The organism is Microbacterium sp. M1A1_1b (assembly GCF_053345565.1).
In genome coordinates, this window is the sequence record NZ_JBKFAJ010000002.1 from 438808 (window position 1) to 462733 (window position 23926).

Genomic DNA, 23926 nt, shown 5'->3' on the forward strand with positions numbered 1-23926 from the left:
CGGCCCGGCGACGTCCGCCGGACCGCTCGTCCTGGACGCTGCGATCAACCGCAGTGTGACTTCCACACCAGCGGGAAGTCGAACCAGTAGCCGCGCCCGCATCCGCCGCTCTTGATGAACTCGGCCGCGCCGGCCACGAGTGCGCCGAGCGCCGCGCACGACACCTTCGACAGGTCGAGACTGATGCACACGGCGGCCAGGTAGACGCCGGCGCCGACGGTGATGATCACCCGGACGACCTGACCGGAGATGAAGTACTCGTGGTTGTTCCACCAGTGCTTGCTCTCGGTGATGCCCCCGGCGGCGCCGGTGCTCGCGGCCGGTGCAGACGTGACCTGACGGACGTCGTTCCTGGTGAGGTGTCCCGCGGTGGACTCGGCGGCCGTGGTGCTCGAGGCGTCGAGGTCGGCCCACGGGGCGACCCGGTGGCCGTTGGCTGTGAACCCAGTGGTGGCGAGCTGCTCGAGCGCCGCTGTCGAGACCCGACCGGCGTCGAGGTCGGCGGCGACGGTGCCACGCTCGATCGAGGTGATGACGGCGGTCTGCGCGGCGGTGTGGTGGTCGGCGGTGTCGGCGAACGCTGCGGGTCCCGGCGCGACGAGGACGGCGAGCAGCGCTGCCGCCGTGACGACGGCGGCCGCGAGCAGGTTCTTCGGCGCGCGTGTGGTGGTGCGTGGTCGGACGGAGTGTTCCATCATCGGAGCCCTTCGAGATCCTGATCGGGTGACGATCACCCGGCACCGATGGTCCGGTCGGCGGGCATCGTCCAGGCAACCAGTCGAGGGCGTCGACACGAACCATGGGGTCCGGCCAGACGAACGTCTGATGAAACGGCTCTCAGTGCAGCGTGCAACTCCACCCCGCCGGAGGCCTCGGGGCTGAGCGTCTTCTCGGCCCCGGGGCAGTGTGCCGACGAAGCCCTGGGAGCCGTGGGAGGTGTCTGTCCTGCTCCATACGATCGTCTTGCGACATCGATGTCACCCCGAACGGAACGAGGCGGTCTTGACCACACAACCGATGCACTGGAACGACCACGTCCGCCAGCAGGCGGTGGAACGGCTCGGCGATCCCGGCGGGATGGTCGTCGCGCCCACGAAGGTCGGCTACATCGTCATGACGACCGACCGCCGTGGCCTCGAGCGGAAGTTCGACGCCAAGCAGCGACCGCTCTCGAAGCCCGGCGTCGTGCTGGTCAGCTCGCTCGAGATGCTGCACGAACTCGCCGAGACGAACCCGGAGATCGATGCCCTGTACCAGCGGTGCTGGGACGAGGACGTGCTGCTCGGGTGCATCCTGCCCTGGCGCGCGAGCGGCGAACGGCGCATCCCCGCGGACGGGTCCCGTGACCTGGTGATGGACGCCCGATCGACGTCGTGCTTCGTCATCCGGTTCGGTGTGCCGGCCGAGGCGATCGCGCGCGACCTGTGGGAGCGGCACGGTCTGCTGTCGTTCGCCAGTTCCGCGAACCCGTCCGGGCAGGGCAACCGCGGCGTGCTCGCCGGCATCGGGGAGCGCATCTCCGCCGCTGCCGACCTGCTCGTCGAGGCGGACGACTACGTCGCGTCGATCCAGCCGGACCGTGATGCCGACACCCGGTGGGAGCAGGGCGTCATGGTCTCGATGGTCGACCCGGACGGACACCTGGTCCCCGAGCAGCACGGGGCCCGGTCGGTGACGCCCGCGCCGTCGCTGATCCGGAAGGGCCTCGACCTCGACCGGATCATGCGGTTCCTGTCCGACCGGTTCCCGAGCTGGGACCACCGCCACGGCCAGTACCACTGAGCCGTCCGACGACTCCGCCTCCCCGACGCACCGAGCCACATCCCTGAACCGTCGCTCTGGAAGGACATCGTCATGCCTGTTCCTCGTCTCCGCACACCACTCCGGCGTTCCCGCCTCGTCGCGATCAGCGCAGCGCCCCTGCTGGTCACCTGCGCCGTCCTGGGGGCCACGCCGGCCGCGTGGGCGGCACCGACGACCACATCCGATGTCGCCGCGCACCACGCGGTGACGGTCACCCTGTCGACCCAGATGCGTCGACAGGGTGACGTCGTGACCTCGGTCCTGCTGCAGGGGCCGGACCCCGTGACCGGTCGGCCCGGGTGGTCGCGCTGCGTCGACCTGCCGCAGTCCGGGCTGCCGGTCTGGACCAGCCTGCAGGTCCGGCTGGCGTACCCGGCGACGTACACGACGTCGGCCTACAGCGACTTCGCGTGCTCGAACGGGTACGACTACCGCTGGTCGACCGGCCCGATCTCGACACGGTTCCAGCACTGGGTCGTGTACACGTTCCGCTCGCCGAAGATCACCCTGCGCTGAGCCGCACACCCGGGCGCCGCACGACCGCATCGGCCGTCCGGTGCCCCGGGAGTGGGTCGCACGCGCGTGGTCAGCGCCGCGGACCGCCCACCCGTCCGGCGAAGCGGTACCGGAAGTCAGCGTCGCCGTCGACCGTCACGACCAAGTCGTAGTACCCCCAGGCATCGAGCGGCCAGTCGATCGCGGTCCGGCCACCGTGCCCGGCACGGGCCGTGGCCCGGTGCGTCACGAAGTCGTTGGCCACGACGGTGAAGCGCACCTCGGGACGTCCTGCGTTCTCGAGCACGACGCGGAGGCGTGGGGTACGACCCGGGATCTGGTCCAGCTGGGCGTGCGGTACGGCGACGTCCGTGCCCGACCCCGCCACGACGGTGCCGGCGAACCGCCGCAGGAACCGGTCCGGTCCGTACACGCTGACGTCGTACCGCCCGGCGGTGGCAGCCGTCTGCCACGTCCACCGGGCCTCGGCCCCGCCGGCGAGCGTGTGCGGTGTCGCGGCGAAGGGGAGCGTGGTGTTCGGGTACACCAGGTGGCAGACGCCCTGGTCGCCGTCGTTGCCCATCACGACCGTCACGATCCCGGAGGCACGGTCGACCGTGACGTCCGCGCGCTGGCGGTAGGGGAGCGGCCGACGACGGACGACCCCCGTCTCCTGCACCGGCATGACCTGGGCACCCGGAGCGGGCTGCTCGATCGGGGGCTTCGCCGCGTCGGCGTCGGCCGCGGCGACGAGCGTGGCGGTGTGCGTCAGGTCCGGCACCACGTCCGTTCCGGGAACCGAGGTGTCGGGCGCGGTGAAGTCGAAGCAGCTCAGCAGGTCACCCGACACGGTCCGGCGCCAGGCGGAGATGTTCGGTTCGGTCACCCCGGTCACGTGCTCGAGGAACCGGATCACCGACGTGTGGTCGGCGACCTGCGAGTCGATCCACCCGCCGCGGCTCCACGGCGACACCACGGTCATCGGGACGCGGGCGCCCAGGCCGACGGGCAGCCCCTCGACGTACTCGTCCGGGGTGCCCGGCTCGGGGAACGGCGGGACCACGTGGTCGAAGTAGCCGTCGTTCTCGTCGTAGTTCACCAGCAGCACCGTCGACGCCCAGGTCTCCGGGTTGCTGAACAGCGCCTGCACCACGGCGTTCGTGAAGTGCGCGCCGTAGTCGGGGCTGGCGGCCGGGTGCTCCGACCAGCCGTACGGCGCGACGACGTAGGAGACCGTGGGGAGCGAGTTCGTCGCGCAGTCGCGGCCGAAGTCCCCGAGCAGGTGCCCGACGTCGAGCCCCTTGCCCGAGTTCGGCTTCCAGCCGTCGTGCAGACCGCCCGACGTCGCCAGGGCACGCCTGGCCGGGTCCGTCGACGCGAGGGCGTCGTGGTACTGCTGGAACAGCCACAGCGGGTTGTCGCCGTAGTCACCGACGTACGGGTCGCTGCCGCTGTCGCCGACCTCGTCGTTCGCGTACGTCTTCCACGACACCCCCGCGGCGGACAGGCGCTCGCCGTAGGTGCCCCAGCGGTACACGGGCTCGTAGTCCGCCGGGTTGTCCGTCGCCGGACCGCCGAGGCCGCCGCTGGCGTTCACGGTCGCGCTCCACTGGTACAGGCGGTTCGGCGTGGTCGGCCCGTTGACCGAGCAGTGGTAGTCGTCGCAGATCGTGAAGGCCCGGGCGAGCGCGCGCTGGTACGGGATGTCCTCGTCGGTGAAGTACCCCATCGTCTGGGCGCTCTTGGCGTCGACCCACCGGTCCCAGGCGCCGCCGTTCCACGCGGTGTGGCCACCGGACCAGGAGTGGTCGAGGCCGCCGGCGTTCTGCGCGTTGTACTTCGTGGTGTCCAGGTGGAAGGGCAGCATCACGCCGCCGTCGGTGCGGGCGGGCGCGGGCTGGTGGAACACGTCGCCACCGCCGGGGAACTCGAGCGCCTGCTTGTCCGAGAACCCCCGGACCCCGGGCATCGTGCCGTGGTAGTGGTCGAACGACCGGTTCTCCTGCATCAGCACCACCACGTGCTGCACGTCCCGCACGGTGCCCGTCCGACGTGCCGTGGCTGCTGCGGCGGGCGCTGCTCCGCGACCGAACGACGCACCCGCGGCGACACCGGCGGTGATGGCAGCGGCTCCGCCGAGCAGCAGGGTCCGACGACTCAGGCCGGAGCGGACCGTCTGGGGGTGCGTCGCGTCGGGCGTGAGCGGCGGGGCGGCGAGGGGACCGACGGCGGGAGCGTGGCGCACGGGCTTGGAGGTGCTCATGGTGCAACTGGCCTTCCTGATCGAGGACGGGACGTCGTCGACCAGGAGAGTGGCGTGGACTGAACCGGGCGTGGCGCTGATGTGACGCGGGGGCGGCGAGCCCATGAGAGTCCTCGGAGTGTCGCCACGCCCCCCGCTCTGGGGCCCTGCCCTGCCCCGCCGTCAGTTCCTGCGGTTCCGAAACATCCTCACGCAACCACCCCGAGGAGCGGAACCACATGACCATCACTGCCCCGTACCCGACGTTCGCCGGTCCGGTCACGTTCCCCGAGCCTCCCGTCCGGCGGCAGCGCGTTCCCGCCCGGCCGCAGCTGCCGGAGTCCGGTGGCGCTCTGGTGCGCCGCGCCGTGGCCGGGGACGACCGCGCGTTCGCGACCATCGTCCGACGCAACGCCGAGCTGTTGCGCGGGGTCGCGACGCGGATCCTGCGGGGCTCGAGTGAGGCAGACGACGTGGTGCAGGAGACGTTCATCGCCGCCTGGCGTCATCTGGACGGCGTGACGGACGGTGACGCGATCACGGCGTGGCTCGTGACGACGGTCCGACGACGGGCCTTCGATCGCCTGCGGAGCGCGGCGGTGCAGCGGCGTGCCGACCTGGACGAGTCCGTGCCGGCATCGTCCGAACTCGCACCGGGTGACGTGGCGGAGCGGGCCTCGTTGGTCGTGGCCGCGCAGCGCGTGCTCGACGGCATGCCGGCCGTGCAGCGGCGGTGCTGGGAGCTCCGGCACCTGGAGCGACACTCCTACGACGACATCGCCGAGGCGATGGGGCTGCCCAAGTCGACGGTGCGCGGGCTGCTGGCGCGCGCCCGGGTCGTGGTGGAACAGGCGCTCGCGCCCTGGCGGTGAGCGGTCCGTGCCCGCTCCGTCAGTTGATGCGGAGTTCCGTGACCATCGGGCAGTCGAACGGGTCGCGGGCGCTCAGCCCGACGCGGTTGAGGTACCGGACCACGATGCCGTAGGAACGCAGCAGGGTGGTCTCGGTGTACGGCACGTCGAGGGTGTCGCAGTGTGCGCGGACCAGATCGCGGGCCTGGCGGAGGGCTGGGCGGGGCATCGACGGGAACAGGTGGTGCTCCACCTGGTAGTTCAGGCCGCCCATCAGGAACGACACCCACCAGCCGCCGCGGATGTTGCGGGAGGTGCGCACCTGCCGCGAGAAGAAGTCGACCTTGGCGTCGTGGGCGATCGTCGGCATGCCCTTGTGGTTCGGGGCGAACGACGCGCCCATCATCACGCCGAACACGGCGAGCTGCACGCCGAGGAACGCGCAGGCCATGCCGAACGGCAGGAACCAGAAGACGACGGTCAGGTAGACGGCGAACCGTGCCACGAGCAGGACGCCCTCGGTGATGCGGCCGCGCGGGTCCGGTCGTCCGTCGGCGCCGCGCAGCACGGAGACGACGGCGTGCCGGTGCAGGTTGATGCCCTCGAGGGTCAGGAGCGGGAAGAACAACCATCCCTGGTGACGGATGACGGCGCGCATCGGACCCGTGACCTTCGCCGCGTCCTCGGGGATGAAGACCACGCCGTCGGGGGCGATGTCCGGGTCCTTGCCGACGGTGTTCGGGTTGCCGTGGTGGCGGGTGTGCTTGTTCATCCACCACGAGTAGCTCAAGCCCACCACGAAGGTGCCGAGGCCGCGTCCGGCGCGGTCGTTCCACTTGCGCGACTCGAAGACCTGCCGGTGCGCCAGCTCGTGCGACAGGAACGCGAACTGGGTGAAGATGATCCCGAGTGCCCCCGCGACGATCAGCTGGAACCACGAGTCGCCGAGTGCGGCGAACGCGACCCAGCACGCGGCGAGTGCCACCACCAGGCCGGCGAACATCGACCAGTAGAACCCGCGGCGTCGACGCAGCAGGCCGGCGTCCTTCACCTGGGCCAGCAGTGCGGCGTAGGTCGAGGTGCCGCCGGTGCGCTTGCCGTCGCCCGGACCGGTGGACCGGTACGGGCTGGCGGCCGGAGCCTGGGTGGACAGAGGCAGCTCGGTGGTCATGGTTCTCCCTGGTCGTCGTCCGGCCGGTGGCCGCAGGTCGGGCGGCCGGGGGCTGGGGCTGCACCCACCACGCTATGGCGCGTGCGATGCGCGGTGCAACTCTGAGCAGTGGTCATGGATGTCAGTTGCTCGCCGACACGGTACGGTCAGACCGCACGGACTGACAGGAGTCATGACCCATGCCCCAGACACGCGAGGGTCGACTCATCGACACGTTCGTCACGCTGACGGACAGCCTGATCGCCGACTACGACGTGGTGGACGTCCTGCAGACGCTGGTCGACCGGGCCGTCGAGCTCTTCGACGCCGCTGCCGGCGCGATCCACCTGCTCGACGAACAGGGCCGACTCGAGGTCGTCGCGTCCACCAGCGAGCGCGGCGAGTTCATCGGCCTGCTGCAGCTCGACGCCGGCGAGGGGCCCTGCATCGCGGCCGTCACGACGGGGGAACTCGTGACGAGCGAGGACGTCGAGGGGTTGCGGCGACGGTGGCCCCGGTTCGCCGCGGCGTCACAGGAGCGGGGGTTCCCCGGCGTCCACGCGATCCCGCTGCGACTGCGTGACGAGGTCATCGGGTCGCTCAACCTGTTCCGCGAGACCGAGGGTGCCCTGAACGGCGCGGATGCCCGTGCTGCGCAGGCGCTGGCCGACGTCGCGACGATCAGCGTGGTGCAGCAGCGGACGATCGCCACGGCGCAGACCACCGCCGACCAGCTGCGCCGCGCGCTGGAGAGCCGTGTGGTCGTCGAGCAGGCGAAGGGGTACCTGGCACGGGCGCTCGGGGTCGAGATGGAGGCCGCGCGGGAGTTGCTCCGCCGGTACGCGCGTGCCAACCAGCGACGACTGAGCGACGTCGCGTCGGAGGTGGCCACGGGGGAGCTCCCGCTGGACGCGCTGACAGCCGGCACGCCTGACGCGCCCCGGTCGAGCTGACCCGCCCCGGTCGCGCTCGGGATGCACACGACCCCGGTCGCCACTGGCAACCGGGGTCGTGTGCGTCGTGCAGGACCCGCTAGATGCGGCCCGCGCGGCGGCGGTGTCGGGCGATGACGGCCATGCCGATGCCGGCCGCGAGCAGTGCGCCCGCGATGCCGAGGGGCACGGTCGGGTCACTGCCGGTGAAGGCGAGCTGGCCGGTCGGGGTGTTCCCGCCGCCGCCTGCCGTGGCGGTCGGGGTCGCCCCGGGTGTGGCCGGGGTCGTCGCGGGAGCGGACGGCGTCGGGGTGGGTGACGTCGTGGCGGTCGGCTGGACGGTGATCACCACGGTCTGGGTGTCGTTCGGCGGGGTGCCGTTCGACGCGGTGATCGTGACCGTGGACGAGCCCGGCGTGGTCGGGGTGCCCGAGATGACGCCCGTGGTGCCGTTGATCGTCAGGCCCGCGGGCAGTCCGGTCGCGGTGTAGGTCGGTGTCGGCGTGCCCGTGGCGGTGACCGGGAAGCTGTACGGGGTGCCGGCGGTGGCCGTGGTGGGGGTACCGGACGTGATCGTCGGTGACTCGGACGTCGTGCCCGTGGGCGGGCAGCCGGTCGAGGCGGTGATCGTGTTCGTGTCGAGGGTCACGGCGCCGACGCGGGCGAGCAGGCGACCCTGCACGGTCGCACCGGTCGTGGCCGTCACGGACTGCTGTGCCAGGACGGTGCCCTGGAACTGTGCGCCGGTACCGACCGTGGCCGAGCTGCCGACCTGCCAGAACACGTTGCACGAGCTCGCGCCACCGGTGATCGTGATCTCGCTCGCGGACCCGATGGTCAGCGTCGAGGCGGCCTGGAACACCCAGACCGAGTTCGCGCTGCCGGCCAGGGTCAGTGCGCCGTTGTTCGCCAGCGCCAGCGCGCCACCGGAGTAGACGCCGGGGGAGAGCGACAGCCCGTTCAGTTCGGTGAGGCCGGTCTGTGTCGGGGACAGCGACGCGGCGACGTTGTACGCCGTGGTCGTGTCGCGCTGGGCCTGCGTCGCTGCGGCGTCGGTCTGGTGCGTGGTGCCGTTGACCGTGCCGTTCGGAGCGCCACCGAAGCCCGTGATCGACGTGCCGGGGGACAACCCGAGGTCGCCGTTGATGACGGACGGTCCGGTGTTCGTGACGGCGCTGGCGCCGAGGACGCCGTAGGTCGCGGCGGTGCCGAGGTTGATCGGGCCGCTGATGACGGTCGCGGCCGAGGCGGCAGAGGTGGTCATCATCGCCATCGAGGCGGCGAGACCGATGCCGGTGAGGGCGATGATCGTGGGTCGGAGGAAACGGGACGTGGCCATGTGGGCGCCTGTCTGAGCGGGAGAGGCACTGGGTTGCACGTCGACGACGTGAGAACGTTCTCCGGTCGGGCCAGTGTGCGCCTGTCAGTGACCGTTCTGTGGTGATACAGGAGATTGCCGGGTCGCGGGGGACAGCTTTGTCGGGCGACTTGCCGACGGGGTACGCGTCGGGGTACGAGCCAGGCCGGAGGCGACGCCAGGCCGCGTGCTCAGGCCGCGGGGACGAGCCGTTCGGCGTCCGTGAAGCCGAACGACACCAGCAGTGGGACCCACAGCGCACGCAGCCGTCGCGCGAGTTCGGCGTCCGACTCGCGCCGACCGGTGGTCACCAGGCCGAAGGTCGCCTCGAGCAGCAGGTGGTGGGCGTGCTCGGGCAGCGACGCCTCGGGGATGCCCGCCCGGGTGGCCGCGGCGGCGAGCTGCGCGCGGATGAACGTCGACCAGATGAAGCCGCGTGGCACGGGCAGCTCGGAGTGCAGCAGCTCGTGCAGCAGCCGCACGGCGCCGGCAGCGACGGGGTCGGTCCGGGCCTCGATGCTGGTGGCCAGGAGCATCGCCGTGAGGCGCTCGATCCCGGCCGGGTCGTCGAGTTCCGCCTCGGTCGCCGCCCAGCGTTCCTGCTGCCGCTCGACCACCGCCGTCGCCAGGGCGAGCTTCGACGGGAACAGGTGGTAGCCGACCGCCGACTTGGGCTTGCCCATCGCCTCGGCGACCCGTGAGAAGCTCGCGCCCTCGTACCCGTGCGCGGCGAAGGTGCCGCCCGCTGCCAGGACGATCGCCTCACGCGACGCCGCCATCGCTGCCTGCCGTTGGTTCACACTGCCTCTCCGTCTCCGGACCGCCGCCGGACCTGGCTTCCGAGTGTAGGAGCAAGCGAGGCTCACCTCCGGCAGAACGCCGCCCATGCCAGGCGCAGTCCCGTCCGGTGGACCGCGTCCAGCGCGTCGTCGGGACGTTCCTGCTCGTCGCGGACCCGTGCCGCACACCCGGGATCGTCGGCGATGGCGGCCGCGGCCCCGACGGCGTCGACGAGCGCATCGTCGATGGCGGTGACCTGCCGTCGGAGCGATCGGATGTCCGCCGCGACCGTGGGTGCGGTCCAGGGATCGTCGGTCCACCGCGTGAACAGGGCGCGCTGCACGAACTTGCTCGCGTCGATCTGCGACCCGACGACGCGGGCGACGATCGCGGGGTCGTGGCCCCGGCGTGACGCCGCGGCCTCGGCACGATCCAGGACGGCGCGTTCTCGCTCGGGGTCGGAGATCGGCAGGCCGAGCAGCCACTTGTGCTCGGCGATGCGACCCGCCAGTCGCAATCGCGCGAGGACCAGAGGGCGCACGGCGGCCAGTCCGTCGGCGACGATCCGGTCGTGCACGCTCGGGCTCCTGTCGATCGTCGCGGCGTCAGACGATCGTCTGATGAACACGACGGTACATCGACACGCGGGCCGTGGGCGCTGAAGGAGCGCTCAGTCCGCCCGCAGCTGCTCCACGAGCGACGCGTTCCGCGCCCGGATCAGGTGCGGCAGGTACCGCCCGAGCACCAGGATCTCGGCCAGCCGCCCCAGCGGTCCGAGCGGTGCGCGGAAGACGATCTCGTCCACCATCCGCGTGCCGCGGGCCGACGGCTCGAACCGGTGCTCGTGCCGGAACCGGGCGAACGGACCACGCACCTGCTCGTCGACGAACCGGTGTGGAGCCTCCAGTGCGGTGATCCGCGACGTCATCCGCCAGACGATCCCGAGGTGCCGTGCGCGCCACGTGACGGACTCGCCCAACGCGATCGTGCCGCTGGTCGTGCCGGCCACGGCGCGCTCGCCGCTGTCCACCATCGACCGCTCGTGCGCGCCGATGTCGAGCGAGATCGCGCACGCGCGCTCCGGTGGCACGTCGAGCTCGGTCACGATGCGGAACGACACGGTCATGCTCCGATCCTGGCGCAGGGCAGGATGGCCTGGTGACGACGACGATGGAAACGGCCAGGAGGCTCGCCCCCGGTCTCGCGGTCGCGACCGGCATCGCCGTGGTCGCCACGGTCATCGGCCGGTTCCTGCCCGTCGTCGGCGCGCCGGTCAGCGGCGTGGTGCTCGGCGCCGTGATCGGCATGGTGCGCCGTCCCGGTGAGCGCTTCCGACCGGGGATCACCACCGCCAGCAAGTTCGTGCTGCAGCTCGCCGTGGTGCTGCTCGGTGCGCAGCTGTCCCTGCTCGAAGTGGCCCGTGTCGGTGTCGAGTCGTTGCCGGTCATGCTCGGCACACTCGTGGTGTGTCTGCTGGCGGCCTGGGGTGTCGGGCGGCTGCTCGGGGTCGTCGGCAACCTGCGGACGCTGATCGGAGTCGGGACCGGCATCTGCGGGGCGTCGGCGATCGCCGCGGTGACCCCGGTCATCGGCGCCGTGTCGGTCGAGGTCGCGTACGCCGTGTCGACGATCTTCCTGTTCAACGTGGCGGCGGTGATCGTGTTCCCGGTCGTCGGGCACGCCCTCGGCATGAGCCAGCACGCGTTCGGGCTGTTCGCCGGCACCGCGGTGAACGACACGTCGTCGGTCGTCGCCGCGGCCAGCACCTACGGCACGCAGGCGGCGAACTTCGCGGTCGTGGTCAAGCTCGTGCGGACGCTCATGATCATCCCGATCGTGCTCGGGCTGGCGTGGTTGGTCGGGCGGCGCGAGGAAGCGGCGGCCCGGCTCACCGCCGAGCGCGCCGGGGACCACGGTGCCGCTGCGGTCCCGCGACAGCCCTGGACGCTCCGCCGGGTGTTCCGGCTCGTCCCGTGGTTCCTGATCGGCTTCGTCGTCGCCGCGGCCGTGAACTCCACCGGGGTCCTGCCCGGCCCGGTCCACCCGGTCATCTCGACCGTCGCCGCGTTCCTGATCACCGTGGCGCTGAGTGCGATCGGCCTGTCCACCGACGTCGCGGGCTTCCGCCGCGCGGGTTTCCGCCCGCTCGTGCTCGGCCTGGTGCTCTGGCTCGTCGTCACCGGGTCCAGCCTGGCGCTGATGACGGTGACGGGCGCGTTGTAGCGTCGTGGGCATGCGCTTCCCCTTCGCGGTGATCGACGGCCACAACGACCTGCCGTGGGAGCGGCGCGAGTCGCACGGCTCGGGTGTCCAGGGGATCGACACCGAGCGGGACTCCCTGCACACCGATCTGCCGAAGCTGCGGGCGGGTGGGGTCGTCGGGCAGTTCTGGTCCGTCTTCGTGCCCGCCGACGAGCCCGACCCGGTCCGCACGACCCTGCAGCAGGTCGACCTGGCGCAGCGGATCATCGAGCGGTACCCGGACGACCTCGCGCTCGCCCGCACCGCCGGCGAGGTCCGCGCGGCCGTGGCCTCCGGGCGCATCGCGTCGTTGCTCGGCGCCGAGGGCGGGCACTCGATCGGCGACGACCTGGCGGTGCTCCGCAACCTGGCACGCCTCGGCGTGCGGTACATGACGCTGACGCACAACGACGACACCCCCTGGGCCGACTCGGCCACCGGTGCCCGAGCACACGGCGGGCTGACCGACCGGGGGCGCGAGGTCGTTGCCGAGATGGAGCGGATCGGGATGCTCGTCGACCTGTCCCACACGGCCCCGGCCACGATGCGCGACACGCTCGACGTCGCCACACAGCCCGTCGTCTTCAGTCACTCGTCGACGATCGCGGTCGACGACCACCCGCGGAACGTCCCCGACGACGTGCTCGGACGACTGGCGCACAACGGCGGCGTCGTGATGATCACGTTCGTGCCGAAGTTCGTCTCGCGGGCATGGGCCGACTGGGAGGAGTCCGGTTCGGTCGGGGACGGCCCGCTCGTGACGGTGTCCGACGTGGCCGACCACGTCGAGCACGCGCGCGAGGTCGCCGGCGTCCGGCACATCGGCCTGGGTGGTGACTACGACGGAACGCCCGTGCTGCCGCCGGACCTGCGCGACGTGTCGCGCTACCCGGTGCTGGCGGCCGAGCTCGAGCGACGGGGCTGGGGTGCCGGGGACCTGCAGGCGCTCGCGAGCGGCAACGTGCTGCGCGTACTCGAGGCGACCGATGAGCGCTTCGCGCGCACGGCCTTCGTCCGGTAGCGGGCAGCCGACGGCTCTTGCAGGGCTGAGGTGATCGCACCCGCCGTGCATACCGAGGACGTGCACATCGTGACCCTGTGGGACCACTCTCGGGTGATGGCCGACGACCACCCGCTGCCCTCCGACTACATCGAGACCTTCGAGCTCATCAGCATCCAGGTCCGCACCGCTCGTTCCCGCGTGCAACTCGCCGCGAACGCGCAGCTCATCCACCTGTACTGGTTCATCGGGTCGGTCCTGCTCGATCGTTCGGCACGTGGGCGATGGGGGAGCGGTGTGCTGCCTCGGCTGGCCGACGACCTGCGGCGGGCCTTCCCGGACGTCAAGGGGTTCTCGGCGACGAACCTGAAGTACATGCGTCAGCTCGCGGCCGCATGGCCTGAGCAATCGTCATTAGGTCAACAGGCCGTTGACCAATTGCCCTGGGGTCACGTCACGGTGCTCCTGAGCGTCCGGGATGCCGACGACCGAAGGTGGTACATCGACCAGTGCTTGCGGCACTCATGGTCGCGGACGACGCTGCAGCACACCATCAGGAACCGGCTGGCCGGGCGCAAGGGCGCCGCGACCACGAACTTCGGGCGGCTGCTCGACCCGGACAGTGCCGACCTGGCCCAGCAGCTCACGCGCGATCCCTACGTCCTGGACTTCCTCGCGGTTGACGGCGACCGTGACGAGCGGGCGGTCGAGTCGGCCATGGTCGACCGCATCGCGGACACGCTCCGCGAGCTCGGCACGGGCTTCGCGTTCGTCGGCCGCCAGGTGCACCTCGAGGTCGACGGCAACGACTTCTTCATCGACCTACTGTTCTTCCACGTGGAGCAACTGCGGTACGTCGTGGTGGAACTGAAGCGCGGCGACTTCCGCCCGGAGTACCTGGGTCAGCTGTCGTTCTACGTCGCCGTGATCGACGACCGCCTGCGGCTCCCACCGCACGCGGAGACGGTCGGTCTGCTCCTGGTGACCGGGAAGAGCGATGCGGTGGTCCGGTACGCGCTCGGGTCGTCCGCAGCTCCGGTCGGTGTCGCTCGTTACGACCTCCTGCCCCCGGACCTGCAGCGAGCACTGCCGTCGGAAGCCGACCTCCGCCGAGCGCTCGACGGGTGCGGCGCCTGACCGGACAGGAGGCGCGGCGCGGCCCGCGCCGACCGCCCGCGTCACGGACAGGGCCACGTCGGGTCCGGTGGCTAGGATCACAGCGCACGCCGCGCCTCCTGGACGGACCGCGGGCGACACGAACCTGAGGACGGATCCGATGACGGGCACCATCTACGACAACATCTCGCAGGCCTTCGGCAACACCCCGCTCGTGCGGCTGAACCGGCTGCCCGCCGAAGGCGGCGCCGAGGTGCTGGCCAAGCTCGAGTTCTACAACCCGGGCGCCAGCGTCAAGGACCGCCTGGGCGTCGCGATCGTCGACGCGGCCGAGCAGTCCGGCGATCTGCAGCAGGGCGGCACGATCGTCGAGGGCTCGTCCGGCAACACCGGCATCGCCCTCGCCCTGGTCGGCGCTGCCCGCGGCTACCGGGTCGTCATCACGATGCCCGAGACGATGAGCGTCGAGCGTCGCGCCCTGATCCGTGCCTACGGTGCCGAGGTCGTGCTGACGCCGGGCTCCGAGGGGATGAAGGGCGCCGTCGCGAAGGCCGCGTCGATCGTCGACGAGACCCCGGGCGCGATCCTGGCGCACCAGTTCGAGACCGCCGCCAACGCCGCCATCCACCGGAAGACCACGGCCGAGGAGATCCTCCGCGACACCGAGGAGCACGTCGACGTGTTCATCGCGGGCGTCGGGACCGGCGGCACGATCACGGGCGTCGGCCAGGTGCTCAAGGAGCGTGTGCCCGGCGTGCAGATCGTCGCCGTCGAACCGGCCGACTCGCCCCTGCTGACCAAGGGCACGGCCGGCCCGCACAAGATCCAGGGCATCGGCGCGAACTTCGTGCCCGAGGTCCTCGACCGCTCCGTCATCGACGAGGTGTTCGACGTCGAGCTCGACGATGCGCTCCGGGTCGCGCGCGACCTCGGCACGCAGGAGGGGATCCTGTCCGGCATCTCGTCGGGCGCGATCATCCACGCGGCCCTGGTCATCGCCGCACGGCCCGAGAACGCCGGCAAGCGCATCGTCGCGATCGTCTGCGACACCGGCGAGCGGTACCTGTCGACCATGCTGTTCGAGGGGCTCACTGCGTGACGCAACGCCGACCGGGCGTGCTGCGGACGGTGCGAGAGGACCTCGCCGCGGCACGCCGGGGGGATCCCGCTGCCCGCGGGGACCTGGAGAACGCGGTGGTCTACTCGGGGCTGCACGCGATCTGGGCGTACCGGATCGCGCACCGGTTGTGGATCGCGCGTGACCTGCCCGGATCGCGGTTCGCGGCCCGGATCGTCGCGCAGACCGCGCGTGCGCTGACCGGCATCGAGATCCACCCCGGCGCGCGGATCGGCCGGCGGTTCTTCATCGACCACGGCATGGGCGTGGTGATCGGGGAGACCGCGGTGGTCGGGGACGACGTCCTGGTGTTCCACGGCGTGACGCTGGGCGGCCGCGGGGGAGCGCACGGACCCGGCGCCAAGCGGCACCCGACCGTGGGGGACCGTGTCGTGCTCGGCGCCGGGTCGTCGTTGATCGGCGCGATCACGGTCGGCGCGGACTCGGTCGTCGGTGCGAACACCGTCGTCACGAAGGACGTTCCGCCGGGGTCGGTCGTGACGGGTGTCGCCGGGACGGCCCGTCCGCGCTCCGGCGGCGAGGGCGTCCCGAGCCTCTGACCACGGGGGTCAGCTGATCTCGCAGGCGATCCCGTCGCCGTCGGCGTCCGACTTCTTGTTCGCGTTGTAGAGCGCGTCGTCCTTCTTGACGGTCCCCTTGAGCGCGCGGTACGTGACCTTGCCGTTCGAGGTGACGCGGTTCTGCGTCACCGACTTCTTCGCGATGCCGCCGGAGTACACCTTGTGGATCGCGTCGCAGTTCTTGTAGACGGTCGCGGCGGCTTCGGCCGAGGTCGCGGTGCCCAGGCTGACGGTCGCGGCGAGCGCGAGCGCCGTGGCGGTGACGCCGATGGTCTTGATGCGCTGCATGGTCCCCCCAAGGGTCGTTCGTCGCCACGTCGGGTACGTGACGATCGATCGTATCCACGAGCCGGCGGTCATCGGCACCCCCTGTCCGGGGTCTCGGGCATGCTGGTGGGATGGACGGCGCGACGTTGCACGAGGTGGCGGTCCGCACGGCGATGGGGCTGCCGGCGGTCGCGGAGACGCAGCCCTTCGGCGAGGGTGCGTTCGTGTACAAGGTCGTCGGCAAGATGTTCGTGATGACCTCGGAGCTGCGCGGCGTCCCGATCGTCAACCTGAAGTGTGCGCCACCGCACGGCGCGGCCCTGGTGCGCGACCACGACGAGATCACGCCCGGGTGGCACATGAACAAGCGGCACTGGATCACGCTGGCGCCGGGGGACGGCATCGACGAGACGTTGGTCGAGGACCTGGTGGCGAACGCCTACGACCTGGTCGTCGCCGGACTCCCACGGGCCGCGCGGCCGATCGACCCGACCCGCGGGCGCGATCGGTCCTGAGGCAGCGCGACGGGTCCTGCGGCAGCGCGACGGGTCCCGGACCGGCAGCGCGGTGGGCGCGACACCTGGCAGGCTGGGGCCATGCTCTGGCGCACCGATGCGATGGTCCTCGACGCGGCGACCACCGCCGCAGCCCGGCTCGGGGACCGACACCGACCGGACGACCCGACGCACACGGTCGCCGCGGCGGCGATCGACCTGTCCGGACGCGTGCACGTCGCTGCGAACGTGTTCCACTTCACCGGCGGCCCGTGCGCCGAACTCGCCGTGCTCGGGGTGGCCGCTGCCGTGTCCGACGACCCGGTCATGGCGATCGTGGCGGTCGGTGACGGCGGGCGGGGTGTGCTAGCTCCGTGTGGGCGCTGCCGGCAGGTCCTGCTCGACCTGCAGCCGCAGACCCTCGTGCTGGTGCCCGGACCTGGCGGCCCACATGACGAGCCACAGGCCGTCCCGGTCCGCTCGCTGCTGCCCCGGCCCTACGCCTGGCCGGACACCCCGGCACCGCGGGTCGTGCGGTTCAACACCCGTTACCGGGACGCCGTGCTGGCCGGCCGGAAGACGGCGACGATCCGCCACGACGACCCGCAGGGCACCGGCCCGACCACGTTCGTCTTCGAGGACGAGCACGCCGAGGTGTTCGACACCGCGCGCGCCGTGGTCACCTCGGTCGTGCGCAAGCACGTGGCGGAGATCGACGACGACGATGCCCGTGACGAGGACGCCGGCTCGGTCGCGGCCCTGCGCGAAGGACTTCGCGGGCACTACCCCGCTCTCAGCGAGGACGACGTGGTCGAGGTGGCGCGCTTCAGCGTGCGGGGCTGACGCCCGCGGACCCGACGCCTGCGGACCGGACGCCCGCGGACCCGACGCCGGCCGTGTTCCGTGCCAGCGCCTTCGTCACCTCGCGCAGCACCTTCGGCGCGAGCGCCCGCCCCCCGGCCTCGTCGAGCACCGCCTGGGCGCGCTCCGGCGACAGTCCGGCGAACAGCTCGCCGATCGTGACGCCGTGCGCCGGGCGCTCGACGACCACCACGGGGTCCCCGGCAGCGACGGGCCCGGACTTCAGCACCCGCAGGTACGCACCGGGTCGGCCCTCGGCGGCGAACCGCTTGACCCACTGGTCGACTCCCATCCGGCGGGCGAAGGTGCCGCAGGGGATGCGGGGGATCGTGACCTCGAGCAGCAGCGTCTCGCCGATCCGCCAGCGCTCGCCGGTCACCGCACCCGTGACGTCGAGGCCCGACGTGCGGAGGTTCTCGCCGAACAACCCCGGCGCGATCGGCCGGTCCAGCTGCTCCGCGAAGAACGCGGCGTCCTCGTCGGCGTAGGCGTACACGGCCTGGTCCTCGCCGCCGTGGTGCTTGCGGTCCGCCTGCACGTCGGCGTACAGGCCGAGCGGGCGGACGCGCACGGGGCCGTCGACGGGGCGCTTGTCGATCGCGGTGATCCCGATCGTGCCCCGGTCGGGCAGCAGACGGTCGACGCGGCAGACGGCGGTGACGAGCGACATGGGCCCAGCTTGCCGCACCGGGCGGTGCGAGCGGAACCTGGCAGTTCCCTGTCGGGCGTGACGTTCCGTCCGGGACGATCGTCACAGGGACAGCGCGGCCCCCGATGCGTCCACCCGGCGCAGCGCCCGCCCCCACGATCAGGAGCACACCATGAGCATGACGAACACGACGAACACCGCTGGCCGCACCGTCATCGAAGACGCCGTCGTCGAGAAGGTCGCCGGCATCGCCGCACGCCAGGTCCCCGGGGTGTTCGCCCTCGGCGGCGGCACTGCCCGTGCGATCGGCGCGGTCCGCGACGCGATCGGGCAGCGTGACCACGGCCAGGGCATCAAGGTCGAGGTCGGCGAGCGCCAGGTGGCGGCCGACGTCGTCATCGTCGCCGAGTACCCGGTGCCGCTGCAGCGCCTGGCCGACGACGTCCGCTCGTCCGTCAGCCGTGCACTCGAGCAGATCGTCGGCATGGCGGTCGTCGAGGTGAACGTGACGGTGCAGGATGTCCACATGCCCGAGGACGACGCCGACGACGCCGCCGAGACGGAGTCGCGCGTGTCCTGACCCAGCCCGCACCCGTGACCTGGAGAAGCAACCGTGCACCACCAACCACCGCGGACGGCCCTGGTCGACCTCGATGACGGCGTCCTCGCCGGTCGGTCGACCGACGGGGACGTCCGGGCCTTCGAGGTCCTGATCCGCCGACACACTCCGCTGCTCCGCGCCTACGCGCGCCGCACCCTGGGATCGACGGACGAGCTCGACGACGTCGTGCAGGAGACCTTCATCACCGCGTGGAACCGGCTCGACTCGCTCGAGGACCGTGCCCACGTGAAGGCCTGGTTGATGCGCATCCTGAGTCGCAAGTGCCTGGACCGCATCCGTGCGCGTCGCGACCACGACGACGTCACGGAGATCGAGGTCGCAGCCCCCGCGGACGGCGCTCCCGAACGCGTCGCCGAAGCCCACGACCGCGAGCACGCCGTCGAACTGGCCCTCGAGTCCCTGCCCGAGGCGCAGCGCCGGTGCTGGTTGATGAAGGAACTCCTCGGGTACTCGTACGAGGACATCGCCGCCGAGCTCGACGTGCCGCTGTCGACCGTGCGCGGGCTGCTGTCCCGCGCCAGGAAGAACATGATCAGTCTGATGGAGGGCTGGCGATGACCGAACTGCCCGACGACGCCGCACTCGCGTCCCTCGAACCCGAAGACCTGGACGGACACTCGATCGACGAACTCGCCGACTACCTCGACGCCGGGATGCAACCGGCCGACCCGAGCATCGACGACTCGCCCGCGTGCCAGAACGCCCTGTCCGCGATCATCCGGCTGCGGCACGCGTCGCTCGGGTCCCTCGAGACCGCCGCCCGCTCCGAGGCCCCGGCCGACGAGTCGTGGATCGGTGGTGTGCTCGCGAACATCTCGATCGAGGCGCGCTCCGGCCGTGACGTCCCGCTGCGCTCCGAGTCGGTCACCGAACACCCGGTGATGACCGAGGGAGCCATCCGCTCGCTGATCCGCCGTGCCGGTGACTCGGTCCCCGGCATCGTCGTCGCCCGGTGCGCGATCGAGGGTGACGTCACCGAGCTGCTGGCTCCGGTCCGTGTCACCGTCGAGGTGGCGATCATGGCCGGCCCGGCGATCCACGCGACCGCCGACCTGGTCCGCGCCGCCGTGGACCACACGCTCCGCGAGCAGACGGACCTGGTCGTCGAGTCGATCGACGTGCTCGTCCGCGACCTGCTGGTCGGCAAGGACGCGCAGGACGCCGAGGGCGACGCGACGGAGGCCGACGCGACCACGACCGAGACCACCGAGACCACCGAGACGGAGGCGGGAGCATGAGCGACACGAGCGACACCGAACAGACCAACGAGAGCTGGTCGTCCCAGGCGGTCGACGCCGTCGAGGCGGCGGTGCTCGAGGTCCCCGGCGTCGCGGAGCTCTACCGCGCGAAGCCGACGCTGCAGAGTGCCGCCGCCGCGGTCCAGCGCATCTCGGAGCAGGGCACCCCGCCACGGGTCGTGGTCGACGGCGACGTGCTGCGCGTGGTCATCGGCACGGACGGGTTCGCCCCGGCGCCGCAGGTCGCACGTGCGGTGCACGACGCGGCGTTCGCCGCCGCCCGCGCTGCCGGCCACACGCTGTCGCGCGTCGACGTGCGTGTCGCTCGCGTCGGCTGACCCGACCGTCCAGCGGACCGACGGGATCGTCCAACGGACCGACCCGACCGTCCAGCGCACTGACGCGACCGTCGACCGGCCTGGAGGCGCGTGGCGGCGCCGCCACGCGCCTCCAGGCCGTCAGGCGACCGGGCTGCGGTCCGCGACCTCCAGCACCACGACGATGCCGACGACCGCCACGGCGGCCACCGCCAGGGACACCGCGGGAACCGCGGTGCTCGCCACGATCACCAGCGTGAGCAGGACGACGGCGACGTTCCACCGGGGCGCGAGCGACGGCCGGAGGGCCAGCGCCCACACCGCCGCGACGAACAGCGCGACCGGGACGGCGATCGTGGCCGCGACCGAGGCGCGGGACAGGTCGGCCTGGCCGGCATCCGCGCTGACCGCCACCTCGATCCCCGCGGGCAGCGCGGCAGCGGCGGCGAACACCAGGTAGTGGCCGTACCCGAACACCAGGGCGCTCGGCAGACCGCGGATGTGCTCGTGCTGTTCGCGCGAGAAGTAGATCCACCACAGCCCGGCGACGATGACCAGGCCGCCGGCGGCCAGGGTGAGCAGCGGGCCCAGGTGTTCGGCGTGCCGCAGCCCGTCGATGACCGCGTTGGCCGATGCGACGAGCCCCTCGCCCAGCACGATGAGCGTGAACAACGAGTAGCGCTCGGCGATGTGGTGCGTGTGCCACGGGGTCGTCTCGCCCCGCGACTCGGCCACCACCGGCACCAGCAGCTCGAGCAGGATCAACACCGGGATGACGATCGACCGGGCTGCGGGCGGGACCGCGAGCAGGGCCACCCAGAGGGCCTGCACGACGACCACGCCGAGCACGTAGGTGGTCGCGGTCGACCGGTACCGCGGGGCCGACACGGCCGCGCGGACCCACTGCGCGACGAGCGCCAGGCGCATCACCACGTAGCCGATCACGACGACCACCGGCGCCTCGCCGCGCATGGCGGGACCGACCCCGGCGGCCAGCACGAGGACCCCTGCCATCTGCACGAAGGTCGTCACGCGGTACAACCAGTCGTCCGTGTCGAACGACGTGGCGAACCAGGTGAAGTTGATCCACGCCCACCAGATCGCGAAGAACACGAACGCGTACGACAGGATCGCCGAGGTGACGTGCCCCTCGGTCTCGATCTCGTGCAGGTTGGACGCGGCGAAGCCCACCGCGACGACGAACACCAGGTCGAACAGCAGCTCGAGCGGGCTGGCGGCACGGTGGCCCTCGGCGGGGTCGCGCGGCCGCATGCGGCGGAGTCCGATCGTCGTCACGGTGCATGCCTACACGACGATCACGGCTCAGTAGTAGTTCGTCGCCTGCGAGTGGCTCCACGCCGCGCACGGGCTGCCGTACGCGTCCTTGATGTACTTGAGCCCCCAGGTGACCTGCGTGGTGGCGTTGGTCTGCCAGTCCGACCCGATCGTCGCCATCTTCGACCCGGGCAGGGCCTGCGGGATGCCGGTCGCGCCGGACGGGTTGTACGCCTGGTAGTCCCAGCCCGACTCCTTCGTCCACAGGCTGTTCAGGCACTGGAACTGGTCGGCGCCCCAGCCGTACTGCGACGACGCGAGCGCGGCCGCGGTGGCCTTCGCCCCGGCCGGGGTGTTGGCGGCGGCCTGGGCGGCTGCGGCCTGCGCGGCGGCAGCAGCCGCGGCGTCGGCGTCGGCCTTGGCCTTGGCGGCGGCTTCGGCGGCGCGGGCAGCGGCGGCTGCGGCGTCGGCATCCTGCTGGTCCTGGTCCGCGCTGGCCTGGGCGACGTCCTGCGCGGTGTCGACGGTCGTCTGGATGCGGTCGCTGATTGCCGCACCGGACAGGCGCTGGTAGTCGGACAGCGACGCGATGCGCCGCTCGAGGGTCCGGGTGTCGGTCTTGTCGTTCGCGTCGGCGACCACCGTCTTCGCGGTGCTGATGGTCGCAGCGGCCTGGGCACGGTCGAGCGCGGTGCCGCTCAGGGCCGGCGCTGCCGTGGCCGAGGACGTCGGGATGCCGATCGCCTCGCCGATGGCCGGCTGCGTGCCGACGGTCAGGGCGCCGCCGGCGACGACGAGCACCGCGGCGCCGCTGGCCAGCAGCACGCCGCGCTTGCGGAGCGTGCGCCGGATGCGGCGAGAGGGGCTGTCGAGCGCTGCTCGACGGGTGGTCGGGGACGTGGGGGAGTGCGGGTGCGGTGCTGGCATCGTTTCCGGGTGCTCGGACGGCGCGCTCGTGGGCGCTGCAGCATCGCAGGCGGCACGATCGTCGCCGATGGTGGAGACCGGACGGTGGTGTGGGGCCCGTCCGTCCGCCGGGCAACCGTGTGGGGCGGCTGCCGCGTCGGCGGAGGGGCCACGATGGAGGACGAGCCTGAGCGACCTGTCCACGAGCCCTGGCAGAACCGTCCGTCCACCCGCCGGTAACGGTTCGGTAACGGACCGTTCGACGCTAGGAGCTGGGCTGTTCCTGGGAGCGCTGCCCCTCGCCCTGGGCGACGCGCTCGAGGGCGTCGAGGGCACCCGCGATGGCGGCGAGGTCGGCGGCCGGCAGATCGTGGATGAGCTCGGCGACGATGCCGGTGCGCTGCGTCCGAGCGTCCTCGACTGCGGCCACGCCGGCGTCGGTGATGCTGACCATGAACGCACGGCCGTCGGTCGGATCGGCTTCGCGCTCGATCAGCCCACGCTGCTCGAGTTCGGTCAGGATCCGCGTCATCGTGGGCTTCGTGACGACCTCGAGCCGCGACAGGTCACCCGGTCGAAGGGGCCCCTCGCGCTGGACCGTGGCGAGCGCGGACACGATGCCGTACCCCAGCGAGGCCGCGTCGGAGCGGGCACGACGGTTGATCCGCCCGACCGCCGCAGCCAGGCGTGCGGCGATCTCGTTGCGGTCGGTCTGCCGCCTGCTCATCTGGTGCTCCGGGGGTCGTCCGTTGGTCGCCACGATGCTACCGGGGCGACCTGCGGCGTGGTGTCTGTGTGGATGCTCAGTCTCGTGTCGGCGATCCGCGGTCAGTGCTTCTCGCCGGGGAGCTGGTGGATGGCCTCGGTGGCGAGCTCGGCCGCGATGTTGTCACCGTTCTCGGTCGCCGTGCGCAGCCGCTTGAAGTCGGCGATCATCCGGTCCCAGTCCACGAGCTCGTCCAGGTTCGGCAGGCGCAGGCGGAAGGCCAGCCCGTCCATCGTGTCGGTGCACACGCGCTGCAGGTTCTCGTTGCCGCACTCGGCGACGTACCGGGCGAAGACCCCGAGGGCGTCCTTGTTGACGCCGCTGACGTCGTGCGACTCGAGTTCGGCGATCGTCCGGTCGAGCGCCGCCAGGATCGCCTTGCGCGAGGTCGCGGTGAGCCGGGGGACGGCCAGACGGACGACGCCGCCGAACAGGACGCCGAGGGTCTGCAGCGCCTCGATCACCTCGTCCGGGTTCGGCGTCGTGATGCGCGTGTACCGGTTCGGCGCCATCTCGATCAGGCCGGCGCGGGCGAGCTGACTGAGGGCCTCGCGGATCGGGGTGCGGGAGACACCCAGCCAGGCGATCAGTTCGTCGTCGTTGAGTCGCTCGCCGGGCTCGAGTGTGCCGTCCATGATCGCCGCGTGGATCTTCTGGCGGACGGTGTCGCGGAGCAGCTGGTGTTCGGTCGGTGCACTGCTGGGGACCGGCATGGCGTTTTCCTTCGGGTTCGGGTTCCGTGGGGCCACACGGGTCGGTGCGGACGCATCACCGACGATACCTGACATACGAACGGTGTTCTGGTCGGATCGCGGTGTGTCAGTCCGTTCCCCGCACCCGCAGGACGGCCCCGAGTCGCCGCGGAA

The 23926-nt window shown here is 71.7% G+C and carries 28 protein-coding genes; 15 read left to right on the plus strand and 13 right to left on the minus strand.

What is annotated here, in order from left to right:
* Window positions 1-44: 44 nt before the first annotated feature.
* Window positions 45-695: a hypothetical protein gene (locus tag ACLBWP_RS06700; RefSeq protein WP_447654583.1), complete on the minus strand. Its 651-nt coding sequence runs from the start codon at window positions 693-695 to the stop codon at window positions 45-47.
* 307 nt (window positions 696-1002) lie between these two features.
* Between ACLBWP_RS06700 and ACLBWP_RS06705 the strand changes: the two genes are divergently transcribed.
* Both ACLBWP_RS06705 and ACLBWP_RS06710 read left to right on the plus strand, forming a co-directional pair.
* Window positions 1003-1782 (plus strand): L-threonylcarbamoyladenylate synthase, encoded by a 780-nt coding sequence (locus tag ACLBWP_RS06705; protein ID WP_447654584.1) that lies wholly within the window; start codon window positions 1003-1005, stop codon window positions 1780-1782.
* Window positions 1783-1854: 72 nt separating this feature from the next.
* Complete coding sequence (locus ACLBWP_RS06710) at window positions 1855-2319, plus strand: hypothetical protein (RefSeq protein WP_447654585.1); 465 nt, start codon at window positions 1855-1857, stop codon at window positions 2317-2319.
* Window positions 2320-2389: 70 nt separating this feature from the next.
* Here the strand turns inward: ACLBWP_RS06710 and ACLBWP_RS06715 are convergent, their stop codons facing one another.
* A complete protein-coding gene (locus ACLBWP_RS06715; RefSeq protein ID WP_447654586.1) occupies window positions 2390-4561 on the minus strand; it encodes a phosphocholine-specific phospholipase C in 2172 nt (723 codons plus the stop codon).
* A gap of 218 nt (window positions 4562-4779) precedes the next feature.
* Between ACLBWP_RS06715 and ACLBWP_RS06720 the strand changes: the two genes are divergently transcribed.
* Window positions 4780-5412 (plus strand): RNA polymerase sigma factor, encoded by a 633-nt coding sequence (locus ACLBWP_RS06720; protein WP_447654587.1) that lies wholly within the window; start codon window positions 4780-4782, stop codon window positions 5410-5412.
* A gap of 19 nt (window positions 5413-5431) precedes the next feature.
* Here ACLBWP_RS06720 and ACLBWP_RS06725 read toward each other — a convergent pair whose 3' ends face one another.
* Window positions 5432-6562 carry a fatty acid desaturase family protein gene (locus ACLBWP_RS06725; RefSeq protein ID WP_447654588.1) on the minus strand — a complete coding sequence of 377 codons (1131 nt, stop codon included), beginning with the start codon at window positions 6560-6562 and terminating at the stop codon, window positions 5432-5434.
* Window positions 6563-6741: 179 nt separating this feature from the next.
* On the opposite strand from ACLBWP_RS06725, the gene ACLBWP_RS06730 reads away from it, so the two are divergent.
* A complete protein-coding gene (locus ACLBWP_RS06730; RefSeq protein ID WP_447654589.1) occupies window positions 6742-7494 on the plus strand; it encodes a GAF and ANTAR domain-containing protein in 753 nt (250 codons plus the stop codon).
* Between the two features lie 79 nt (window positions 7495-7573).
* Here ACLBWP_RS06730 and ACLBWP_RS06735 read toward each other — a convergent pair whose 3' ends face one another.
* The 4 genes from ACLBWP_RS06735 to ACLBWP_RS06750 all read right to left on the minus strand — a co-directional run bounded on the left by ACLBWP_RS06735 (window position 7574) and on the right by ACLBWP_RS06750 (window position 10736).
* On the minus strand, window positions 7574-8812 hold the full coding sequence (locus ACLBWP_RS06735; protein WP_243563161.1) for an ice-binding family protein: 1239 nt from the start codon (window positions 8810-8812) through the stop codon (window positions 7574-7576).
* 209 nt (window positions 8813-9021) lie between these two features.
* Window positions 9022-9630 (minus strand): TetR family transcriptional regulator, encoded by a 609-nt coding sequence (locus ACLBWP_RS06740; protein ID WP_243563162.1) that lies wholly within the window; start codon window positions 9628-9630, stop codon window positions 9022-9024.
* A gap of 62 nt (window positions 9631-9692) precedes the next feature.
* A complete protein-coding gene (locus ACLBWP_RS06745) occupies window positions 9693-10187 on the minus strand; it encodes a chorismate mutase (RefSeq protein ID WP_447654590.1) in 495 nt (164 codons plus the stop codon).
* 93 nt (window positions 10188-10280) lie between these two features.
* Window positions 10281-10736 (minus strand): SRPBCC family protein, encoded by a 456-nt coding sequence (locus ACLBWP_RS06750; RefSeq protein ID WP_447654591.1) that lies wholly within the window; start codon window positions 10734-10736, stop codon window positions 10281-10283.
* A gap of 32 nt (window positions 10737-10768) precedes the next feature.
* On the opposite strand from ACLBWP_RS06750, the gene ACLBWP_RS06755 reads away from it, so the two are divergent.
* The 5 genes from ACLBWP_RS06755 to epsC all read left to right on the plus strand — a co-directional run bounded on the left by ACLBWP_RS06755 (window position 10769) and on the right by epsC (window position 15644).
* Entirely contained in the window at window positions 10769-11833 is a 1065-nt protein-coding gene (locus ACLBWP_RS06755) for a YeiH family protein (RefSeq protein WP_447654592.1), read from the plus strand.
* A gap of 10 nt (window positions 11834-11843) precedes the next feature.
* Window positions 11844-12872 carry a dipeptidase gene (locus tag ACLBWP_RS06760; RefSeq protein ID WP_447654593.1) on the plus strand — a complete coding sequence of 343 codons (1029 nt, stop codon included), beginning with the start codon at window positions 11844-11846 and terminating at the stop codon, window positions 12870-12872.
* Window positions 12873-12932: 60 nt separating this feature from the next.
* A complete protein-coding gene (locus ACLBWP_RS06765) occupies window positions 12933-13988 on the plus strand; it encodes a PDDEXK nuclease domain-containing protein (protein ID WP_447654594.1) in 1056 nt (351 codons plus the stop codon).
* Between the two features lie 139 nt (window positions 13989-14127).
* Window positions 14128-15066 (plus strand): cysteine synthase A, encoded by a 939-nt coding sequence (gene cysK, locus ACLBWP_RS06770; RefSeq protein ID WP_243563168.1) that lies wholly within the window; start codon window positions 14128-14130, stop codon window positions 15064-15066.
* Complete coding sequence (gene epsC / locus ACLBWP_RS06775; protein WP_447654595.1) at window positions 15063-15644, plus strand: serine O-acetyltransferase EpsC; 582 nt, start codon at window positions 15063-15065, stop codon at window positions 15642-15644. The genes cysK and epsC overlap by 4 nt, the downstream gene beginning before the upstream one ends.
* Before the next feature lie 9 nt (window positions 15645-15653).
* Here epsC and ACLBWP_RS06780 read toward each other — a convergent pair whose 3' ends face one another.
* A complete protein-coding gene (locus ACLBWP_RS06780; RefSeq protein WP_243563170.1) occupies window positions 15654-15953 on the minus strand; it encodes an excalibur calcium-binding domain-containing protein in 300 nt (99 codons plus the stop codon).
* Between the two features lie 110 nt (window positions 15954-16063).
* Between ACLBWP_RS06780 and ACLBWP_RS06785 the strand changes: the two genes are divergently transcribed.
* Window positions 16064-16447, plus strand: a complete 384-nt coding sequence (locus ACLBWP_RS06785) for an MmcQ/YjbR family DNA-binding protein (RefSeq protein ID WP_447654596.1) — start codon at window positions 16064-16066, stop codon at window positions 16445-16447.
* Window positions 16448-16528: 81 nt separating this feature from the next.
* Window positions 16529-17269, plus strand: a complete 741-nt coding sequence (locus ACLBWP_RS06790; RefSeq protein WP_447654597.1) for an ASCH domain-containing protein — start codon at window positions 16529-16531, stop codon at window positions 17267-17269.
* On the opposite strand, the gene ACLBWP_RS06795 is transcribed toward ACLBWP_RS06790, so the two are convergent.
* Window positions 17253-17957, minus strand: coding sequence for an MOSC domain-containing protein (locus tag ACLBWP_RS06795; RefSeq protein ID WP_447654598.1), 705 nt, complete (start codon window positions 17955-17957; stop codon window positions 17253-17255). The genes ACLBWP_RS06790 and ACLBWP_RS06795 overlap by 17 nt on opposite strands.
* Before the next feature lie 151 nt (window positions 17958-18108).
* Between ACLBWP_RS06795 and ACLBWP_RS06800 the strand changes: the two genes are divergently transcribed.
* From ACLBWP_RS06800 to ACLBWP_RS06815, 4 genes are read left to right on the plus strand one after another with little or no spacing between them, the layout of a single operon-like run.
* The gene (locus ACLBWP_RS06800) at window positions 18109-18516 is read left to right on the plus strand and encodes an Asp23/Gls24 family envelope stress response protein (RefSeq protein WP_243563174.1); all 408 of its coding nucleotides are present in this window, start codon (window positions 18109-18111) and stop codon (window positions 18514-18516) included.
* A gap of 33 nt (window positions 18517-18549) precedes the next feature.
* A complete protein-coding gene (locus tag ACLBWP_RS06805; RefSeq protein ID WP_243563175.1) occupies window positions 18550-19116 on the plus strand; it encodes an RNA polymerase sigma factor in 567 nt (188 codons plus the stop codon).
* On the plus strand, window positions 19113-19796 hold the full coding sequence (locus ACLBWP_RS06810) for a hypothetical protein (RefSeq protein ID WP_243563176.1): 684 nt from the start codon (window positions 19113-19115) through the stop codon (window positions 19794-19796). Before ACLBWP_RS06805 ends, ACLBWP_RS06810 begins: the two co-directional genes overlap by 4 nt.
* On the plus strand, window positions 19793-20134 hold the full coding sequence (locus tag ACLBWP_RS06815; RefSeq protein WP_243563177.1) for a hypothetical protein: 342 nt from the start codon (window positions 19793-19795) through the stop codon (window positions 20132-20134). The genes ACLBWP_RS06810 and ACLBWP_RS06815 overlap by 4 nt, the downstream gene beginning before the upstream one ends.
* A 120-nt stretch (window positions 20135-20254) precedes the next feature.
* On the opposite strand, the gene ACLBWP_RS06820 is transcribed toward ACLBWP_RS06815, so the two are convergent.
* The 4 genes from ACLBWP_RS06820 to ACLBWP_RS06835 all read right to left on the minus strand — a co-directional run bounded on the left by ACLBWP_RS06820 (window position 20255) and on the right by ACLBWP_RS06835 (window position 23773).
* Window positions 20255-21409: a low temperature requirement protein A gene (locus ACLBWP_RS06820; protein WP_447654599.1), complete on the minus strand. Its 1155-nt coding sequence runs from the start codon at window positions 21407-21409 to the stop codon at window positions 20255-20257.
* 27 nt (window positions 21410-21436) lie between these two features.
* Window positions 21437-22315 carry an aggregation-promoting factor C-terminal-like domain-containing protein gene (locus ACLBWP_RS06825; protein ID WP_447654600.1) on the minus strand — a complete coding sequence of 293 codons (879 nt, stop codon included), beginning with the start codon at window positions 22313-22315 and terminating at the stop codon, window positions 21437-21439.
* A gap of 244 nt (window positions 22316-22559) precedes the next feature.
* Complete coding sequence (locus ACLBWP_RS06830; RefSeq protein WP_243563180.1) at window positions 22560-23021, minus strand: MarR family winged helix-turn-helix transcriptional regulator; 462 nt, start codon at window positions 23019-23021, stop codon at window positions 22560-22562.
* A gap of 101 nt (window positions 23022-23122) precedes the next feature.
* On the minus strand, window positions 23123-23773 hold the full coding sequence (locus tag ACLBWP_RS06835) for a GntR family transcriptional regulator (RefSeq protein ID WP_447654601.1): 651 nt from the start codon (window positions 23771-23773) through the stop codon (window positions 23123-23125).
* Window positions 23774-23926 lie beyond the last annotated feature (153 nt).

What these genes read in the sequence shown, in the direction of transcription:
- ACLBWP_RS06830 (WP_243563180.1), bottom strand. Translation starts at nt 23,021, where the DNA reads ATGAGCAGGCGGCAGACCGACCGCAACGAGATCGCCGCACGCCTGGCT.
- ACLBWP_RS06795 (WP_447654598.1), bottom strand. Translation starts at nt 17,957, where the DNA reads ATGTCGCTCGTCACCGCCGTCTGCCGCGTCGACCGTCTGCTGCCCGAC.
- ACLBWP_RS06760 (WP_447654593.1), top strand. Translation starts at nt 11,844, where the DNA reads ATGCGCTTCCCCTTCGCGGTGATCGACGGCCACAACGACCTGCCGTGG.
- ACLBWP_RS06700 (WP_447654583.1), bottom strand. Translation starts at nt 695, where the DNA reads ATGGAACACTCCGTCCGACCACGCACCACCACACGCGCGCCGAAGAAC.
- ACLBWP_RS06815 (WP_243563177.1), top strand. Translation starts at nt 19,793, where the DNA reads ATGAGCGACACGAGCGACACCGAACAGACCAACGAGAGCTGGTCGTCC.
- ACLBWP_RS06800 (WP_243563174.1), top strand. Translation starts at nt 18,109, where the DNA reads ATGAGCATGACGAACACGACGAACACCGCTGGCCGCACCGTCATCGAA.
- ACLBWP_RS06810 (WP_243563176.1), top strand. Translation starts at nt 19,113, where the DNA reads ATGACCGAACTGCCCGACGACGCCGCACTCGCGTCCCTCGAACCCGAA.
- ACLBWP_RS06715 (WP_447654586.1), bottom strand. Translation starts at nt 4,561, where the DNA reads ATGAGCACCTCCAAGCCCGTGCGCCACGCTCCCGCCGTCGGTCCCCTC.
- ACLBWP_RS06735 (WP_243563161.1), bottom strand. Translation starts at nt 8,812, where the DNA reads ATGGCCACGTCCCGTTTCCTCCGACCCACGATCATCGCCCTCACCGGC.
- ACLBWP_RS06710 (WP_447654585.1), top strand. Translation starts at nt 1,855, where the DNA reads ATGCCTGTTCCTCGTCTCCGCACACCACTCCGGCGTTCCCGCCTCGTC.
- ACLBWP_RS06790 (WP_447654597.1), top strand. Translation starts at nt 16,529, where the DNA reads ATGCTCTGGCGCACCGATGCGATGGTCCTCGACGCGGCGACCACCGCC.
- ACLBWP_RS06720 (WP_447654587.1), top strand. Translation starts at nt 4,780, where the DNA reads ATGACCATCACTGCCCCGTACCCGACGTTCGCCGGTCCGGTCACGTTC.
- ACLBWP_RS06825 (WP_447654600.1), bottom strand. Translation starts at nt 22,315, where the DNA reads ATGCCAGCACCGCACCCGCACTCCCCCACGTCCCCGACCACCCGTCGA.
- ACLBWP_RS06725 (WP_447654588.1), bottom strand. Translation starts at nt 6,562, where the DNA reads ATGACCACCGAGCTGCCTCTGTCCACCCAGGCTCCGGCCGCCAGCCCG.
- ACLBWP_RS06730 (WP_447654589.1), top strand. Translation starts at nt 6,742, where the DNA reads ATGCCCCAGACACGCGAGGGTCGACTCATCGACACGTTCGTCACGCTG.
- ACLBWP_RS06835 (WP_447654601.1), bottom strand. Translation starts at nt 23,773, where the DNA reads ATGCCGGTCCCCAGCAGTGCACCGACCGAACACCAGCTGCTCCGCGAC.
- cysK (WP_243563168.1), top strand. Translation starts at nt 14,128, where the DNA reads ATGACGGGCACCATCTACGACAACATCTCGCAGGCCTTCGGCAACACC.
- ACLBWP_RS06780 (WP_243563170.1), bottom strand. Translation starts at nt 15,953, where the DNA reads ATGCAGCGCATCAAGACCATCGGCGTCACCGCCACGGCGCTCGCGCTC.
- ACLBWP_RS06750 (WP_447654591.1), bottom strand. Translation starts at nt 10,736, where the DNA reads ATGACCGTGTCGTTCCGCATCGTGACCGAGCTCGACGTGCCACCGGAG.
- ACLBWP_RS06785 (WP_447654596.1), top strand. Translation starts at nt 16,064, where the DNA reads ATGGACGGCGCGACGTTGCACGAGGTGGCGGTCCGCACGGCGATGGGG.